This window comes from Microbacterium sp. NPDC007973, assembly GCF_042958465.1.
Classification (GTDB): domain Bacteria; phylum Actinomycetota; class Actinomycetes; order Actinomycetales; family Microbacteriaceae; genus Microbacterium; species Microbacterium galbum.
Window position 1 is genome coordinate 69,079 of the sequence record NZ_JBIBJJ010000003.1, and the last position, 17,095, is coordinate 86,173.

Sequence of the window (17,095 nt, forward strand, 5' to 3'; positions counted from 1 at the left end):
GTAGACTCTTCCGTTGGTGCCTCCGGCGCCGCAGACTTTGACGTCCTGGCAGAATCCAGGGCACCACTTCTCAAAGGACCTCCCATGCAGACTGACATCCACCCCACGTACAAGGCCGTCGTGTTCCGCGACCTCGGTTCGGGCGACACCTTCCTCACCCGTTCGACCGTCTCGAGCGACAAGACGATCGAGCTCGACGGCGTGGAGTACCCCGTCATCGACGTGGAGATCTCGTCGGCCTCGCACCCGTTCTACACGGGCAAGCAGCGCATCATGGACTCGGCCGGTCGCGTCGAGAAGTTCAACCAGCGCTTCAAGAACTTCGGCGGTCGTTGATCCTCAGCGGTTTCGCTTCGCGAGCCCCTCGTCCTTCGAGACGGGGGGCTTCGTGTTTTCCGTGGGCGGGCGTGGCCGGTGCGTGTTCGCCCGTCATGCGTCCCTCGCGGGCAGCAATGGCTTCGGCGGGTAGGTGCTGAGGACGAGCGACGTGGTCACCGGACCGAACCGCGCCAGGGCGTCGACCACTTTCTCCAGCCTCGCGGCGTCCGGGCAGTTGACGTCGAACAGCAGGCAGTCGTCTCCGGTCACGCGGACCATCGACGTGATGTCGGGCAGACGCTCGGCGAGCTCCCGGGCCTGAGCGAGCAGCGCATGCGTGGTGCGCAGCCGGATGACGGCGTGGATGACGAGCCCGACCGCAGCGGGGTCGATCACCGCGCGGTACCCCGCGATGACGCCCGCGCGTTCGAGGCGCAGGATCCGTGCGCTGGCGGCGGGCTGAGAAAGGCCGACCCGACGGCCCACCTCAGCTCCCGACAATCGCCCGTCGTTCTGCAGCAGTTCGAGGATGCGGCGGTCGATCGCGTCGAGTGATTCCATCGTTCTGGGTTCCGATTTCCTATACATCGCTTGCGAGAGATGAATTCATCGAGTGGATCCATCATGATCGCGGACAGGATGCCGCGCGCGGGCGCGGTGAGCGAGTGAAAAGGCGGCTTTCGATGGTTGCATACGTCGTCGTTCCCGGCATCGGAGGATCGGGCGCGCAGCACTGGCAGACCCTCTGGGAAAGACGGTGGGGTGAGGCGGCCGTGAGGGTGTCGCCCCGATCGTGGGATGAGCCCGACCTCGACGACTGGGTGGAGGCGATCGATCGAGCTGTCATCGACCGCGCCGCATCGAGCGAGGATGTCATCGTGGTCGCGCACAGCCTCGGGTGCTGGGCGGCGGCCGAGTGGGACGCGCGGGTGAAGCGCGCGACGGTGGCGGGCATGCTGCTCGTCGCGCCTCCGAACCCGGCGGGTGAGCGGTTTCCCCGGGCCGCCGCTCCGAGCTTCGCGGGCGTCGAGGCGCGACCGCTCACGTGCCCGAGCGCGGTGATCGCCGGCTCCGACGATCCGTACTGCTCGATCGATGTCGCGGAACGATTCGCGTCCGCATGGGGGAGCGCCTTCCGCAACGCCGGGGAGTTCGGGCACCTGAACGCCGCGAGCGGCCTCGGAGAGTGGGGATGGGGGAGAGCGGTGCTCGCTGACCGTGAGCGCGGATGGGGGTGCCTGCGCCGGGTGTGATGGGGGGCCTGCGTCGGGTGTGATGGGGGGCTGCGTCGGGTGTGATGGGGGGCCTGCGCCGGGTGTGACGGGGTGCCTGCGCCGGGCGCGCTGAGGGCGCTCCTCCGGTCAGCGCGCCGCGTCGGCCGTGTGGAACGACCCCACGGGGCGGTGGGGGCCCAGCTCGTCACGATGATCCGCCCACATCCGCTGGCGCGCGCGGGTCTCGCCGACGACCTCCGCGCTGAGGTCGGCGAACGCGACGTGCTCGCCCTCGCCGACCGCGGCGATGCGTCGGCCGAGCGGATCGAAGACGGCGGAGCCGCCGATGAAGGCGTGCGGCCCGCCGAGGAGGCCGCTGAAGACCACGTACATGCCGTTGTCGAGGGCACGGGCGGCGTAGTGGAGATCGCGACGGTGCTCGCCCCCGGGAAAATACGCGCCGCTGTTGAGGTAGACGTGCGCTCCGGCCCGGCCTGCGGCGGCAGCGTGCTCGGGGAAGTTCGCGTCGTAGCAGACCGAGAGGGCGAAGCGCAGGCCGTTCAGGACGAACGAGGCGCCATGATCGCCGGGTGTGAAGAGCGTACGTTCGCTGTCGTGCAGGTGCTGCTTGTCGTAAGCGGCGAGGGGGTCGCGACCGGGGGCGAGGATCACGTCGCTGAGGGCGCGGCATCCCTCGCGCTCAAGGGCGGTGTTGACGACGGCGACGACGCCGGTGCGGTCGACAGCGTCTTGCACGGGGGCCCACCACCCGTGTGGGCGGAGCTCGGGGAGGGCACCGGTGAACGCGCGGACGTCGTACCCGGTGACGGCGGCCTCGGGGAAGAGGGCCAGATCTGCTCCTCCCGCCGCGGCGTCGTCCACGAGGCGGGCGATGAGAGCGACGTTCGCGTCGATGTCGCCCGGAACGGCTTTCATCTGAATGGTCGCGATGCGGCAGGTCACGGGACCAGTGTGGCATTCCCGTGGTGCGGGCCCGTCCAGGAGACGGTGGGCGGCCGGGTAGGGCGCGTGCGCCGGCGGGGTGGTGTGGAGGCGGGCTGGTGTGGGCGCGGGGTGGTGTGGGCGCGGGGTGGTGCGGGCTCGGGGTGATGCGGAGGCAGCTTTGTGCGGGTGCGGGTGCGGGCCGCAGGGCGCGGGTCCGGGGCGGTGCACGGCGAGGGTGATGCTCGCCTCGCGCTCAGAACGGCGGCGGATCGGTGTCGTACGTGCCGCCGAGGGGGGATGTCCATCGCAGGTCGCCTGTGGCGGGATCGTGCGTCGGCGTCCACCGCGTCCCGTGTCGGAGGCGGTGGTGGTGGCGGCACTCGGGCGCGAGGTTGTCGGCATCCGTGGTGCCGCCGTCGGCCCAGGCGGTGAGGTGGTCGAGGTCGCAATCGCGTGCGGGCCGATTGCAGCCGGGGAAGACGCAGGTCGGTGAGGTCACGCCGAGCCATCGTCGGAGGGCCGCGGGAACGCGGTACGTCTGTCGATCGAGCACGAGTGGTGCTCCGGTGACGGGGTGTGTCAGCAGGCGCACCCACGAGCTCGCTTCACCGGCGAGACGGCGCGCGGTGTCGAGGTCGATGGGGCCGTAGCCGTCGAGGGTGGCGGGGCGGTCGTCAGCACCGAGGAGGGTGAGCGCGGGGATGGTGACGACGACGACGGTGGGCGAGGACGGGTGGGTTCGGACGGGCGGGGGTGCCGGTGGAGGTGCTGGCAGGGGTGCGGGAGCGGGCGGGTCTGCGGGCGCGGCAGTGTGTCGGGAAGTGGCGTCGACTTGGGGCCCGGAGTCGTTTCTAGGCGCGAGGGCGGTCGGAAGATCGACCGCAGCCGCATCGGGCGTGGGAGTCGTCACGAGGTCGGCGAGAACGTCGGCGCGCAGCTGAGCCAGCGTGCGCTCCTCGTCCGGTGCAGCGCATAGGTGCCGAGCGGCGAGATCGAGGCGCGTCATGATCCTGCGCGCCCGCTCGGCGGGGAGAAGGGCGTTGAGCGAGGCCATCCCGTCGAGTTCCGGCGTCATCCACACCCCGCGATCGCGCGCGGCGCGGCGATGACGGACGTCGATCGACTCGGCGTGCACGCGCTCGCGGAGAGCACGCGCGGCGACGGTGAACTTCGTGGGCGTCAATCTCGCCGCGGTCTCGGCGACGCCGTCGTCGAACGCGCTCCACGCCGTCTCGTCGTCAGGGAGGGAGGTCGCGAGCCGTGCCGCCTCGACGGCGTGGCGTTCCGACGTCCGTCCGGCGGCGAACTCGTCCCACAGCCGGGGGCAGCGCTCTCGGAGCGCCTCGACATGCGTGGCACGCGTGCGGATGGTCTGCTCCGACAGGCGCAGACGCACCGCCATCTCGGCAGCCGCCGCGCGCTGCGCGAGATCGACGCGGTCGCGTCGCACCGCGGGGGCCGTGCGGCCCCGCGGATCGCTCCACGCCAGGTCGAGGGTCGGGTCGGGGCCGACCCAGGGCGTCGGGTCTGCGGCGGCGTCGCGCAGGACCGCCGCGATGAGACGGCCCTCGTCGGCCGCGAGACGGTGGCGCTCGGCGGCGATCAGCTCGAGGTGGCCGAGGATCGCGTCGAGATCGGAAGCTGAGGCACTCGCGGCATCGAGAGGGGCCGCGAGCGCGTCGGGGAGGACGTCATCAGAAAAGAACGCGTCGCCGGAGTGCCGTTCCGCGCCGAAATCGAGCAGACGGGCCCACGCGACCTCGTCTTCGAGCTCATCGTCGGTGGGCCACGGAACTCCGTCCCACGACCGCGCAGCCGGTGACGGCCGGTCGGCGAGAGGGGCGGAGGTGTCCATGTCGAAACGCTATCGGGGACCTCCGACATTGCCGCGAAGGGCCGGAATCTCGGGGCGGGCGCGACGGTTGGATCGTCGACGAGCTGATGCCGCAGGGGGAGCGCGCCCCCGATTCTTCGACGGGCGGATGCCGCACACGCGAGAACGACGAAAAGAGGTGGTACTTCGGCGCGGTGGTGTCGCGTACGTGGGTGACCTGGGGGCGGTGCTGAGTACGGCGTCCGCGAGCCCTTTTGCGCGCTCGCCCGGCCTCGCTCGCTTCTCAGCGGATCGGCCACGCTCCGTCGAGCGGGGGAGCCGTGGCATCCAGGCGTCCGATTCTGACGAAGTACTCGGTGAGACTCGCCGCTTGGGCCCGGGCCCACGAGATCTGGCGCGTGTGCAGCTCCTCGAGCGTGGCGGGGAGCCAGGGGCCGAAACGGTCGGCGAGAGCGAGCGCGAGGCGCCCCGCGGCGACCGCGTCGGCGCACGCCTCGTGGGCAGACTCCAGCGGTACCGCGTAGTGCTCGGCCACGACCGACAGCGTGCGCTTGCCGCGGCGGTAACGGTCGTAGGTCTTGTCGACGACGAGAGGGTCGATCACCGGCGACGGGGCATCGATCGGCGGTACCCCGTGCCGGACGGCTTCGTGCTTGAGCATCGAGAAGTCGAAGGGGGCGTTGTACGCCACCACCGGGATCCCCGCGGCGAACAGGGCGCTCAGCGCCTCGACCACCTCGGCCACGACCCGTGGTGCCGGAGCGCCGTCGGCCCGCGCCCGCTCGGTGGTGATCCCGTGGATCGCGGCCGCGCCGTCGGGGATCTCGACCCCGGGATCGGCGAGCCAGTCGCGCGCGTCGACGACGTGGCCATGGGCGTCGATGACGCCCACGTGCGCCGTCACGATGCGATCCGTCTCGACATCGACGCCGGTCGTCTCGAGGTCGAAGACGCCGACGAGACGCGTCCATTCGGGAGCTTGGAAGAGCGGGAGCGGCTCGGCCTGCCACAGGGTCATGGGGTCACCGTAGATCGGAGGTCCGACATGGACGGCGAGGCGCGCAGAGGCGGGGGAGGGATGCCGGGGTCCGGGTGTTGTGGAGGGAGAGTGAGTGGTCTGCCGTGGGCGGGGAGGCGGGCAGGGACGGGGGAGGGATGCCGGGGTCCGGGTGTTGTGCAGGAAAAGTGCGCCCCCGGGCGACTGGGGTACCCAGGCGGATGTCGGAACCCCCACCTAAAATCGAACCCATGCCGAACCCCTACGCCGACCTGCTCGCCGCGATCCCCGTCGAGCGACGCGAGGTCGAGGTGCTCGGGGGCACGACGGCGTACTGGGTCTACGGGAACGACGACGCCGCCACCACGATCGTCGCCGTGCACGGCTTCCGCGGTGAGCATCACGGGCTCGATCCGGTCGTGGCGCATCTCCCCGGCATCCGGGTCGTGTCTCCCGACCTGCCGGGGTTCGGCGAGACGGCGCCCTTGGCGGGGCGTCGGCACGACCTGGAGGCCTACGCCGCGTGGCTGCGGGCGTTCGTCCACGCCGTCGCGCCAGGAGCGGTCGTTCTCGGGCACTCGTTCGGATCGATCGTGTCGTCCGCGGCGGTGGCGGCGGGCCTCGAGACGCCGAAGCTCATCCTCGTCAACCCGATCGGCGCGCCCGCGCTCGAAGGTCCGCGCGGTGTCCTGACGCGTCTCGCGGTGTTCTACTACCTCGCGGGGGCGAAGCTGCCCCGGGCGATCGGTGACGGACTGCTGCGCAACGGTCTCATCGTGCGGGTGATGAGCAACGCCATGGCCAAGACGCGCGACCCGGAGCTGCGGCGCTTCGTGCACGAGCAGCACGACGAGTACTTCTCCCGCTTCGCCGACCGCGACGTGCTGCACGAGGCGTTCGTGACGAGCGTCTCGCACGACGTCCGCGAGTTCGCGCCGCGCATCGCGCAGCCGACGCTCCTGATCGCGGCCGAGAAAGACGACATCACTCCGATCGAGGCCGAGCGGCACCTCGCGACCCTCTTCCCCGATGCGGAGTTGGTGGAGATCCCCGAGGTCGGGCACCTCATCCATTACGAGACGCCCGAGGCGGCGGCATCCGCGATCCGGACGTTCCTCGGCGACGAGTGACGCGAGCTCTGCCGCGCCAGAACCGCACTACGCCGTCTCGGCCTTCCGCTTCCGATAGGCGTTGACGTTCATGCGGTTGCCGCAGTTGCCGGAGTCGCAGTAGCGCTTCGAGCCGTTCTTCGAGAAGTCCACGTACACGCCGTCGCAGTCGTCGGCGTCGCACACGCGGATGCGGGCGTACTCGTCGGCGCGGATGACGTCGACGAACGCCATGGCCGTCTCGACGAGCATGCGCTGGGCGAGGTGGTCCGACGCCTCGGACGCGTGGATGTGCCAGTCGAACTCGTCGTGCCGCACGAGCTGCGGGAGGGCGCGTCCGTCGCGCAGCATCGCGTTCACGAGGGGCACCGCGTCATCGCGATCGACGTTCCACAGCGCTTGGATCCGGCGCCGGATGCCGCGCACGGCGGCCAGCTCGCGCTCGTCTCGCGCGCGCGAACCGGTGTAGGTGTGCCGCTCGGCGAAGTCGTCGAGCTCGGCCATAGTCGTGAGGGTGTCGACCCCGCTGACCTCGGTGTGAGGGAGGGTGTTGACCAGTTCGACGGTCGCGCGCAGCACCAGTTCGGTGTCACGGATGAAGACCATGTTGACTCCTGACATTCTCAGGTCGTACTGTCACGAGTGTACTCACTCTTGACTCCTGACAGCAGGCCCGCATGACCACGTCGTCCGTCACCCTTCCCCGTCCCGTCCGCCACGGCTCCGGCGCCGTCACGGGGCTGCTCATCGCCGTCGCCTCGGCGCTGGCGTTCTCGTCCAGCGGCCCCTTCGTCAAACCGCTCCTCGACGGAGGATGGTCGCTCGGCGCCGTGCTCCTCGTGCGCATGGGTGTTGCGGCACTCCTGCTCTCACCGGCGCTCATCACGGCGATCCGGCGGCAGCGCGGGTTCCTCCGGCGCCACGGCCTGCTCATCGTGTCGTTCGGCCTGACCGCGGTCGCCGGCTGCCAGCTGTTCTACTTCGCCGCGATGCAGAGGATGCCGGTGGCCGTGGCGCTGCTGATCCAGTACATCGCCCCGGTGCTCATCGTGATCGCCGTGTGGGTGCGCACCCGCCGCGCGCCGTCGAAGGCCGTGCTCATCGGCTCGGTCGTCGCGATGGCCGGACTCGTGCTGGTCGTCGACATCAGCGGGGCGCGCTTCGACCTGCTCGGCACGCTCTTCGCCCTGTGCGCCGCCGTCTGCGCGGCCGCGTACTTCGTGATCGCCGGTCGCGCGGGCGACGACCTCCCACCCCTCGCCCTCGCCGCCGGCGGCCTGCTCACCGGGACGCTCCTCATGGGCCTGCTCGTGGGGGTGGGCGTGCTGCCCTTCGCCGCGCCCTCGATCACGGTGTCGCTCGCGGGGCTCCAGGTTCCCGGCATCCTGCCCCTGCTGTGGGTCGGCGCGGTCGCGACCACCCTCGGCTACGCCCTCGGGGTGATCGCGGTGCCGCTCATCGGGTCGCGCCTCGCTTCGTTCGTGGGGCTCAGCGAGGTGCTGTTCGCGCTCGGCTTCGCGTGGCTGCTGCTGGGCGAGACGCCCGCGCCGATCCAGTTCGTCGGCGGGGCGCTGATCCTCGTCGGGGTGGTGCTGGTGCGACTGGATGCCGGGAGCCCGGCCGAGCCGACGACCGAGACGGCGAGCATCCCGGTGGTGCCGGCGCCGTAGCGCCGGGTCACCGAGCCACGAGGTCCGGCTCCGGGAGGAGCACGATCTTCCCGGGAGAGTGCGCCGACATCAGCATCTCGTGGGCTCGGGCGGCCTCGGTCAAGGGGAGTGTGGCGGATACGAGCACGCGGAGGGATCCCTCGCCGGCCATCTCCGCCAGTCGTCCTCGGGCGCCCTCGCGCACCGCAAACCCCGGGTCTTGGCCGGGACCGTAGCCGAGGAGCGCGATGCCGGTACCGTTGCGTCGGTCCGATCCCACGATCGAGGCGATGCGTCCCGGGTCGTCGACGACCGCCAGGGACACATCGAGCGCTTCGTCCGTTCCGGCGGCGTCGACGGCGGCGTCGACCCCCGTGGGGGCCGCCTGCCGGACGCGATCGAGAAGGCCCGGCCCGTAGGCCACGGGGGTGGCGCCGAGCTCCTGCAGCAACGCATGGTTGCGCGGCGACGCGGTGGCGATCACCTGCGCTCCGGCAGCGCGGGCGAGCTGAACGGCCATCAGCCCGACGGCTCCCGCTCCGCCGTGCACAAGGACGGTGTCGTCCGCGGCGACCGCGATCGCGCTCAGGGCATGGGCAGCGGTCGTTCCGGCCAGCAGAAGCCCCCCGGCCTCGGCCCAGCTGAGACCGACCGGTTTCGGGATCAGCGACGTGGCGGGGACGCACACGACATCGGCGTACGCCGCGGTCACGGGGTAGACGATCACCTCGTCGCCGATCGCGGCGGTGGTGACGCCGGCGCCGACCGCGTCGACGACGCCCGCGCACTCCAGGCCGAGCGCGGGAAGAGTCGCGTCGTTGCCGTGGAAGCTTCCGCTGTACACCTTCCGATCGATCGGGTTCACTCCGGCCGCTCGCACGCGCACGACCATCTCGCCGTGCTGCGGGACGGGCATGGGCGTGTCGGCGACGACGAGGACGTCCGGGTCTCCGAAAGCGGTGGGTCGAATGGTGCGGGGCATGGTTCCTCCGGGTTGTCGGTACTTCTCGAGTCTGAGTCGCCCCGTACCTTTCGGGAAGCGCAACGTCGGCAACCCACGTTTGCGTGCCGCACAATCGTGGTGTGGACGACATCGACCTCAACCTCCTCCGCGTGTTCGACGCGGTGATGGATGCCGGAACCGTCACCGGCGCGGCCGAGAAGCTGCACCTGTCGGTCGCGGCCACCAGCAGGGCGCTCGGAAGGTTGCGTCACGCGATGGGGGACCCCATCCTGGTCCGGGCCGGTCGCGGGTTCGCCCCGACGCCGTTCGCCGAGCGGAGCGTCACGCGCGTGCGTCGCATCCTGCACGAGACCGATCTGCTCCGGCGGGACACCGGCGGTGAGCCCCGGACCTGGCACCGCACCTTCGTCATCCGCATCAACGATGCGCTCGCCCCCGCGTTGATTCCACGGCTGCAACGGAGTGTCCAGCGAGAAGCGCCAGGCGTGCGCCTGCGGTTCGAGGCGCAGGAGTCGAAGACCGCGGAGGCGCTGCGCGACGGCTCGCTCGACCTCGATGTCGGCATCGTCATCCACCCCGCACCCGATGTGCTGTCGGAGGCGCTCTTCACCGATCGCTTCGTCGCCGTCGTCTCGGAGCAGAGCTCGTTGGGGCGCGCCGCGCACGTCTCGATCGACGACTTCTGCTCCGTCCCGCACGTCTCGGCGTCGCGTCGCGGGCTCGCGCGGGGGCCGGTCGACGACCTGCTCGAGGCCGGCGGGCGCCGACGCGAGGTCGCCGTCGTGGTGCCGAGCTATATCGTCGGCGCGCTGACGGTGCTGGGAAGCGATCTCGTATGCCTGCTGCCGTGGGTCCTGGCATCCCATCTCCGGGATGACGGGATGCCGCTACGTATCCTCGATCTCCCGCTCGAGCTGCCGACCGCGCCCGTGGAGCAGCGGTGGCACCGACGCGTCGACGACGACGAGGCGTCGCGCTGGTTGCGCTCCACCCTGGTTCATGTGGTGCGCGACATCGCTCCGGGTGACGCCCCGATCAGGGGTGCGTCCGCGCGAGGTCCATCAGAGGGGCCACGCGATAGCCGATGACCTCGCCCATCACGAGCGAGGTCTCGGTGCGCTCGACGCCCTCGATCGCGAGGATGCGCGCATCGGTGTCGAACAGGTGCTGGGTATCGCGGCACGCGACGCGCACGAGCAGGTCGACCTGGCCGCTGAGGCCGTGGGCCTGCAGCACCTCGGGGACCTTCGCGAGCTCCTCGCGGATCGCGGGGAGCTCGGCCTGACGCACCGTCACCTGCAGGAACGCCTCGATTGGAAAGCCCAGCGCCTCGGCCGACAGTGTGCGCTCGTACGACAGGAAGACGCCGCCGCGTTCGAGGCGGCTCATGCGGGCCTGCACGGTGTTGCGCGAGAGGCCGAGCTTCTCGGCGAGCGCGACGACGGTGGCGCGCGGGTCGGCGGACAGGGCGCGGAGGAGGTCGAGGTCGACCGCGTCGAGCTTGCTCATGGTGCGAAACATTAGCAGTGTCACCGCCCTCCGCAATGGGCACCTTGCTCAATATGACGGCGAGGTCTTGAGCGGGGTGCATTCCGCGCGTACGGTCGGCCTCGTCGGCGGAGTTGCCGACACCCGGACCGCCCCGGCTCTCACGAGGAGCCCCGGGCCGCACCTGGAGGGATGACGATGACGTACACCCAGACCACGCCGGAGCAGGGAGCCGCCGACCGCGGACCCACCGGCACCCGCGGCGACGTCGACGACGTCTCGCGCCTGCTCGAGCCCGACGGCTCGCGGATCCCGGATGCCGAGCTCGACCCGTGGATCGCCGACCTCTCGCCGCAGGAGCTGCGCGCCCTCCACCGCGACATGGTCCTCACGCGTCGCCTCGACGCCGAGGGCGTCGCCCTGCAGCGTCAGGGTCAGCTCGCCCTGTGGGCCCCATGCCGTGGCCAGGAGGCCGTGCAGGTCGGCACCGCGCACGCCCTCGCCCCCGGCGATTTCGTCTTCCCCAGCTACCGCGAGCACGGCGTGCTGCTCGGCCGCGGCGCCCAGCCCGCCGACTACGTGCTCGCCTGGCGCGGTGAGGAGCACTCCGCCTACGACCACACCACCATCAACGCGGCGCCCCCGCAGATCATCATCGGCGCCCAATCGCTGCACGCGACCGGCTGGGCCATGGGCGCGCAGCGCGACGGCTCGACCGACGTGGCCGTGGCGTACTACGGCGACGGCGCCACCAGCCAGGGTGATGTCAACGAGGCGATGATCTTCGCCTCGTCGTTCCGCGCCCCCGTGGTCTTCGTCTGCTCCAACAACCAGTGGGCGATCAGCGAGCCCGTCACCGTGCAGGCGAAGTACCCGATCGCGGGTCGGGCGCCGGGGTTCGGCATCCCGAGCATGCGCATCGACGGCAACGACGCCCTCGCGTGCGTCGCCGCGATGCGGTGGGCCCTCGACCGCGCGCGTCGCGGCGAAGGCCCCTCCTTCATCGAGGCGGTGACCTATCGCATGGGCCCGCACACCACGAGCGACGACCCCACGCGCTACCGTGACGCCGCCGAGGTCGAGGCGTGGTCGCAGCGCGACCCGATCGCCCGGTTGGAGGCCTACCTCCGTGCCGAGGGCGTGCTCGACGACTCCGCCCTCGACGAGGTGGCCCGCGCCGCCGACGCCCTCGCCGCCGACGTGCGCGCGGCCTGTATCGGCGCGACCACCCGTTCGCCCGAGACGATGTTCGACCACGTGTACGCCGAGCCGCACCCCGGCCTGGAGTGGCAGAAGGCGGAGTACGTCGCGTACCTCGCGGGGTTCGAGAAGTGACCGCGCTCAGCGTACGGGCGACCGACGCACGCACGGTGGATGGAAAGGAGATCTCGCGATGACCGCGCTGACCCTCGGTTCCGCGATCAACGCGGGCCTGGCCAAAGCCCTCGAGAGCGACGAGAAGGTCCTCCTCATGGGCGAGGACATCGGCGCCCTGGGCGGCGTGTTCCGCGTCACCGACGGCCTGCAGCAGCGCTTCGGCGCGCAGCGGGTCGTCGACACCCCGCTCGCGGAGGCGGGCATCGTCGGCACCGCCGTCGGCCTCGCCCTGCGCGGGTACCGCCCGGTCGTCGAGATCCAGTTCGACGGCTTCGTCTACCCGGCCTTCGACCAGATCGTCTGCCAGGTCGCGAAACTGCACTACCGCAGCAACGGTCGGATCCGGATGCCGCTGGTGATCCGCATCCCGTGGGCCGGGGGAGTCGGCGCGGCCGAGCACCACTCCGAGTCGCCCGAGGCGTACTTCGCCCACACCGCGGGACTGCGCGTGGTCGCCCCGAGCACCCCGCAGGACGCCTACGTGATGCTGCAGCAGGCGGTGGCATCCGATGATCCCGTCGTCTTCTTCGAACCCAAGCGCCTCTACCACTCGAAGGGCGAGGTCGACCTGGACGCCGACCTCGCCGACGCGCCGCCCCTGCACCTCGCGCGCGTCGCCCGCGAAGGCACCGACGCGACGATCGTCACCTACGGCGCCCAGGTGCGCACGGCCCTCGACGCCGCCCTCGCCGCGGGGGACGAGGGTGTCTCGCTCGAGGTCATCGACCTGCGCTCGCTCTCGCCGATCGACATGAACACCGTTGCGGCATCCGTGCGCAAGACCGGGCGCGTCGTCGTGACGCACGAGGCCGCACGTCAGGCGGGGATGGGCGCGGAGCTGATCGCGAGCATCACCGAGCAGTGCTTCGAGTACCTCGAGGCGCCTCCCCAGCGCGTGACCGGTCACGACATCCCGTATCCGCCGTCGAAGCTCGAGAAGCACCACGTGCCCGACCTCGACCGCGTGCTGCACGCCGTCGACCGGGTGCTCGAGCGCGACGCGCCGGGAACCGCACCCGGCGGCTCGCACGCATCGATCGTGGGCGGGGGTGCGCGATGATCGCCGAGTTCCTGCTCCCCGACCTCGGCGAGGGGCTGCCCGAGGCCGAGATCGTCGCGTGGCTCGTCGCCGAGGGCGATGTGGTGACCTTGAACCAGACGATCGCCGAGGTCGAGACGGCCAAGGCGGTCGTGGAGATCCCCTCGCCCTACGCCGGAACCGTGCAGGGCCTGCACGCGGCCGCCGGCGATGTGGTGGCCGTCGGCTCCCCGCTGGTGTCGTTCGCCGTGGGCGGGACGGATGCCGACGACCCGGCGCCGGCCGCGACACGGACGGAGCGTGCGGCGGCGACGGAGCGCGAGGACGCGGACGAGTCCGCGGCGCCTCCCGCGGTGGCGGCAGCGGCCGAGGCCGAGCGGGCGACGCCCAACCTGGTCGGTTACGGGGCCGCGCCGGTCTCGGGCAGTCGGCCGAAGCGCCGCGCCCGAGCCGCCGCCGGCACGGCGACCCTCGACGCCGACACGGCGGTCCGCGAGGCGGCGCCCCATGATGCGGTGCGCACGGGTCCCATCGACCTACCGCTCGAGCGTCCTCGCTCGACGCCTCCGGTGCGCAAGCTCGCGAAGGACCTCGGGGTCGATCTCGTCCTCGTCGCGGCCGCCCACCCCGGGGAGGCGGTGACGCGCGCGCACGTCGAGGAGTACGCGGCACGGGTGCCGGTGGCATCCGTCGCTCGCTCCGTCTCCGCGTCGACGGTCCCCCCGGCCGCACCCGCCTCCACCGCCGCTCGCCCGGATCCCGGCGAGCGGGTCACCCGGACGCCCATCCGCGGCGTGCGCAAGCACACCGCCGCGGCGATGGTGCAGAGCGCCTTCACGGCGCCGCACGCCACGACCTTCCTCACGGTCGACGTCACCGCCACGACCGAGCTGCTGGCATCCCTCAAGACCGACCGCGCCCTCGACGGGCATCGGATCGGCGTGCTGGCCGTCGTCGCCAAGGCCGTGTGCCTCGCCCTCGGGCGCACACCGGCGCTGAACGCGCGGTGGGACGAGGCCGCCGGCGAGATCCTCGAGCACCACTACGTGAATCTCGGCATCGCGGCCGCGACGGATCGCGGTCTCGTCGTGCCGATCGTGCGGGATGCCGAGCGCCTGCCGCTCGTCGACCTCGCCGACGCGATCGCCGAACTGGCCGGCACGGCGCGCGCCGGCCGCACGGCCCCGGCCGACATGACGGGCGGGACGTTCTCCATCACCAACGTCGGAGTCTTCGGGGTGGATGCCGGGACGCCGATCCTCAATCCGGGGGAGGCCGGGATCCTCGCCGTCGGCGCCGTGCGGCGCACGCCGTGGGAGCACCACGGCGAGATCGCCCTGCGCGACGTGCTCACCCTCAGCCTGTCGTTCGACCACCGCGTCGTGGACGGGGCCGAGGCCGCGCGATTCCTCACCGACGTCGCGGGCGTGCTGCGCGAGCCCGGACGGGCGATGCTGCTGCGGTGAAGGTTCCGGGCGCCGTCAGGCGGCGGCGCCCGGTTCTCGGCGCGGGCCGCGCGCGCTCGAGCGTGCGGAACACCCGGAGGGGGTGACCGGGGCCTCCGCTGTCGTGGACGCGCGATCCCGGAGGGGCGAGCGCGCTCAGGCCGTCAGTGCGGCCAGCGCCATGCGCGTGAGCGTCGGGCGCACGCGCGATGCGGGCACGCCCCGCACGCTGTGCGGGGTCGAGTTGATGAGGCCGAAGCACGCGAGGGCGCGCACCCGACGTTCGGCGGGGGACTCGGCACCCGGGGTCTGCGCGTGCCGGTCCCGCGCGTGTGAATCCGGGGACGCCAGCGCGTCGGTCCACACCTCGACGTACGCGTTCTGCAGGCGGCGCACCGCGCGGCGGTCGTCGGGCGCGAGGCGATCGAGGTCGCGGTCCTGCACGCGGATGACGTCGGCCTCGGCGAGCGCGAACGCGACGTGGAAATCGACGAGGGCGGCGAGGACCCCGGATGCCGGGCGGGCAGAACGGCTCGAGACGTCGGCGACACGCCGGTCGGGGGTGCCCGAGGCGCCGGGGGTCCCGCGGGTGGCCACGTCGGCGGCGGGCGCGGGACCATGCGCGGCCGCGACGGCGCGTCCGCCGGTGAGGAGGCGCTCGCTGACGTCGACGAGGATCGCGCCGAGCAGTGCCTGCTTGCTCGCGACGTGGCGGTAGACGGCGGGCCCGCTGACGCCGGCGGCCTCGCCGATGTCGCCGAGGGTCACTCCGTCGAATCCCCGCTCGGCGAACAACCGTGCGGCCGCGGCGAGCAGCGCCGCCCGGCGCTCGGCCTTGGCGCGGTCGCGCGCCGTGGACGGGGCCGTGGCGCGGGCTGCCGCCGGGGGAGTCGCCGTGTCGTCGGCGGCCGCGGCGCGGGAGGGGTCGAGAGGTCTTGTCATCGGCATCCGCTCGGGTTAGCCTGGGGACTCAGTTAGCCAACATTAACTGAAATCGACGGGGCTGTCGACGACGCGGCCACCGGAACGGAAAGCCGCCATGAGCACGACACCGGACTCCTCCGCAGCGACCGCGACCGCGGAACCCGCACCCGCGGAGGTCTCAGCCGCACCGCCCGCGGTCGACGCACCTCGGCGCGCCGACCTCGGCGCCCGAGGCACCGCCACCACGCAGCGCGATCTCGCCGCCGAGCTCCGCGCCACCCTCGCGCGCACCGCCCGCGGGGGATCCGAGGCCGCCCGGGAACGCCACTCGGCTCGCGGCAAGCTCCTCGCACGAGAGCGCGTCGACCGCCTCCTCGACGAAGGCAGCCCGTTCCTCGAGGTCGCCCCTCTCGCCGCCCACGGGCTCTACGACGGCGGCGCTCCGGCCGCGGGGGTCGTCGCGGGCATCGGTCTCGTGCACGGGCGCCACGTCATGGTGGTCGCCAACGACGCGACGGTGAAGGGCGGTGCGTACTTCCCCCTCACCGTGAAGAAGCACCTGCGCGCGCAGGAGATCGCGCTCGAGAACCGCCTGCCATGCGTCTACCTGGTCGACTCGGGTGGCGCCTTCCTGCCGATGCAGGACGAGGTGTTCCCCGACCGCGAGCACTTCGGTCGCATCTTCCGCAACCAGGCGCAGTTGTCGGCGCGCGGTGTCGCGCAGATCGCCGCGGTCATGGGCTCGTGCACGGCGGGCGGGGCGTACGTGCCGGCGATGAGCGACGAGAGCGTGATCGTGCGGGGCCAGGGCACGGTCTTCCTCGGCGGACCGCCCCTGGTCAAAGCCGCGATCGGCGAGGACGTCACCGCCGAGCAGCTCGGCGGCGGCGATCTGCACGCGCGCCGCTCGGGCGTGGTCGACCACCTCGCCGACGACGACGAGCACGCGCTCGAGATCGTGCGCGACATCATCGCGACTCTGCCCCCCACCCCGCCTCCGGTGTGGGAGATCGACGCCCCGCGGGATCCGTCTCGCGCGCCGGAGGATCTCTACGACATCGTCCCGGTCGACGTCGCGCAGCCCGTCGACATGCGCGCGATCATCGACACCCTGGTCGACGCCGACTCCTTGCACGAGTTCAAGGCGCTGTACGGCGAGAGCGTCATCACGACCTTCGCCCGCCTGCACGGGCATCCGGTCGGCATCATCGCGAACGACGGCGTGCTCTTCAGCGAGTCGGCCCTCAAGGCGGCGCACTTCATCGAACTCGCCGACCAGCGCGGCATCCCCCTGCTGTTCCTCCAGAACATCACCGGGTTCATGGTGGGGCGGGATGCCGAGGCCGGAGGCATCGCGAAAGACGGCGCCAAGATGGTCACCGCCGTCGCCACCACGCGCGTGCCCAAGCTCACCGTCCTCGTCGGCGGGTCGTACGGAGCCGGCAACTACGCCATGTGCGGCCGCGCGTACGACCCGCGGTTCCTGTGGAGCTGGCCCGCGAGCCGGATCTCGGTCATGGGCGGAGCGCAAGCGGCATCCGTCCTCTCCACCGTCCAGCGCGACCAGCGCGCCGCACGGGGCGAGGAGTGGACGGATGCCGAGCAGCGGGCGTTCGAAGACCCGATCCGCGCCCGCTACGACGAGCAGGGCGACCCGTATTACGCCACCGCGCGCCTCTGGGACGACGGCGTGATCGATCCCGTCGACACGCGCACGATGCTGGGGCTTGCTCTCGACGTCGTCAGCCGCGTGCCGCTGGCCGACCGGGGCTTCGGCCTCTTCCGGATGTGA

The 17,095-nt window shown here is 71.9% G+C and carries 17 protein-coding genes; 9 read left to right on the plus strand and 8 right to left on the minus strand.

Annotated features, from left to right (window positions below; all coding sequences use genetic code 11):
• Positions 1–84 precede the first annotated feature (84 nt).
• Entirely contained in the window at positions 85–336 is a 252-nt protein-coding gene (locus ACFZA2_RS09235) for a type B 50S ribosomal protein L31 (RefSeq protein WP_055837630.1), read from the plus strand.
• A gap of 93 nt (positions 337–429) precedes the next feature.
• Here the strand turns inward: ACFZA2_RS09235 and ACFZA2_RS09240 are convergent, their stop codons facing one another.
• Positions 430–879 (minus strand): Lrp/AsnC family transcriptional regulator, encoded by a 450-nt coding sequence (locus ACFZA2_RS09240; protein WP_391403572.1) that lies wholly within the window; start codon positions 877–879, stop codon positions 430–432.
• Between the two features lie 122 nt (positions 880–1,001).
• On the opposite strand from ACFZA2_RS09240, the gene ACFZA2_RS09245 reads away from it, so the two are divergent.
• Positions 1,002–1,571: an RBBP9/YdeN family alpha/beta hydrolase gene (locus ACFZA2_RS09245; protein WP_391403575.1), complete on the plus strand. Its 570-nt coding sequence runs from the start codon at positions 1,002–1,004 to the stop codon at positions 1,569–1,571.
• 108 nt (positions 1,572–1,679) lie between these two features.
• On the opposite strand, the gene ACFZA2_RS09250 is transcribed toward ACFZA2_RS09245, so the two are convergent.
• From ACFZA2_RS09250 to ACFZA2_RS09260, 3 genes are all read right to left on the minus strand, one after another.
• Complete coding sequence (locus ACFZA2_RS09250) at positions 1,680–2,495, minus strand: carbon-nitrogen hydrolase family protein (RefSeq protein WP_391403578.1); 816 nt, start codon at positions 2,493–2,495, stop codon at positions 1,680–1,682.
• Positions 2,496–2,730: 235 nt separating this feature from the next.
• Positions 2,731–4,332, minus strand: a complete 1,602-nt coding sequence (locus ACFZA2_RS09255) for a DUF222 domain-containing protein (RefSeq protein WP_391403581.1) — start codon at positions 4,330–4,332, stop codon at positions 2,731–2,733.
• A 262-nt stretch (positions 4,333–4,594) separates the two neighbouring features.
• Positions 4,595–5,329 (minus strand): exonuclease domain-containing protein, encoded by a 735-nt coding sequence (locus ACFZA2_RS09260; RefSeq protein WP_391403584.1) that lies wholly within the window; start codon positions 5,327–5,329, stop codon positions 4,595–4,597.
• Positions 5,330–5,559: 230 nt separating this feature from the next.
• Between ACFZA2_RS09260 and ACFZA2_RS09265 the strand changes: the two genes are divergently transcribed.
• Complete coding sequence (locus ACFZA2_RS09265) at positions 5,560–6,438, plus strand: alpha/beta fold hydrolase (RefSeq protein ID WP_391403587.1); 879 nt, start codon at positions 5,560–5,562, stop codon at positions 6,436–6,438.
• A 27-nt stretch (positions 6,439–6,465) separates the two neighbouring features.
• Here the strand turns inward: ACFZA2_RS09265 and ACFZA2_RS09270 are convergent, their stop codons facing one another.
• Positions 6,466–7,023, minus strand: coding sequence for a CGNR zinc finger domain-containing protein (locus tag ACFZA2_RS09270; RefSeq protein WP_315995830.1), 558 nt, complete (start codon positions 7,021–7,023; stop codon positions 6,466–6,468).
• 71 nt (positions 7,024–7,094) lie between these two features.
• On the opposite strand from ACFZA2_RS09270, the gene ACFZA2_RS09275 reads away from it, so the two are divergent.
• On the plus strand, positions 7,095–8,087 hold the full coding sequence (locus ACFZA2_RS09275) for a DMT family transporter (protein WP_391403591.1): 993 nt from the start codon (positions 7,095–7,097) through the stop codon (positions 8,085–8,087).
• 7 nt (positions 8,088–8,094) lie between these two features.
• Here the strand turns inward: ACFZA2_RS09275 and ACFZA2_RS09280 are convergent, their stop codons facing one another.
• Positions 8,095–9,048 (minus strand): NADP-dependent oxidoreductase, encoded by a 954-nt coding sequence (locus ACFZA2_RS09280; protein ID WP_391403594.1) that lies wholly within the window; start codon positions 9,046–9,048, stop codon positions 8,095–8,097.
• 101 nt (positions 9,049–9,149) lie between these two features.
• Between ACFZA2_RS09280 and ACFZA2_RS09285 the strand changes: the two genes are divergently transcribed.
• Positions 9,150–10,118, plus strand: coding sequence for a LysR family transcriptional regulator (locus tag ACFZA2_RS09285; protein WP_391403597.1), 969 nt, complete (start codon positions 9,150–9,152; stop codon positions 10,116–10,118).
• Here the strand turns inward: ACFZA2_RS09285 and ACFZA2_RS09290 are convergent.
• Complete coding sequence (locus ACFZA2_RS09290) at positions 10,066–10,539, minus strand: Lrp/AsnC family transcriptional regulator (RefSeq protein ID WP_391403600.1); 474 nt, start codon at positions 10,537–10,539, stop codon at positions 10,066–10,068. The two genes, ACFZA2_RS09285 and ACFZA2_RS09290, sit on opposite strands and share 53 nt — an antisense overlap.
• Before the next feature lie 177 nt (positions 10,540–10,716).
• Here ACFZA2_RS09290 and pdhA point away from each other — a divergent pair, with 177 nt between their 5' ends.
• The 3 genes from pdhA to ACFZA2_RS09305 are packed head-to-tail and all read left to right on the plus strand — an operon-like array spanning position 10,717 to position 14,400.
• The gene (gene pdhA / locus ACFZA2_RS09295) at positions 10,717–11,853 is read left to right on the plus strand and encodes a pyruvate dehydrogenase (acetyl-transferring) E1 component subunit alpha (protein WP_391403603.1); all 1,137 of its coding nucleotides are present in this window, start codon (positions 10,717–10,719) and stop codon (positions 11,851–11,853) included.
• A 58-nt stretch (positions 11,854–11,911) separates the two neighbouring features.
• Positions 11,912–12,955 carry an alpha-ketoacid dehydrogenase subunit beta gene (locus ACFZA2_RS09300; protein WP_391403606.1) on the plus strand — a complete coding sequence of 348 codons (1,044 nt, stop codon included), beginning with the start codon at positions 11,912–11,914 and terminating at the stop codon, positions 12,953–12,955.
• Entirely contained in the window at positions 12,952–14,400 is a 1,449-nt protein-coding gene (locus tag ACFZA2_RS09305; protein ID WP_391403609.1) for a dihydrolipoamide acetyltransferase family protein, read from the plus strand. Before ACFZA2_RS09300 ends, ACFZA2_RS09305 begins: the two co-directional genes overlap by 4 nt.
• Positions 14,401–14,535: 135 nt before the next feature.
• Here ACFZA2_RS09305 and ACFZA2_RS09310 read toward each other — a convergent pair whose 3' ends face one another.
• Positions 14,536–15,327, minus strand: a complete 792-nt coding sequence (locus tag ACFZA2_RS09310) for a TetR/AcrR family transcriptional regulator (RefSeq protein WP_391403612.1) — start codon at positions 15,325–15,327, stop codon at positions 14,536–14,538.
• A gap of 91 nt (positions 15,328–15,418) precedes the next feature.
• Between ACFZA2_RS09310 and ACFZA2_RS09315 the strand changes: the two genes are divergently transcribed.
• Positions 15,419–17,095, plus strand: coding sequence for a carboxyl transferase domain-containing protein (locus tag ACFZA2_RS09315; protein ID WP_391403615.1), 1,677 nt, complete (start codon positions 15,419–15,421; stop codon positions 17,093–17,095).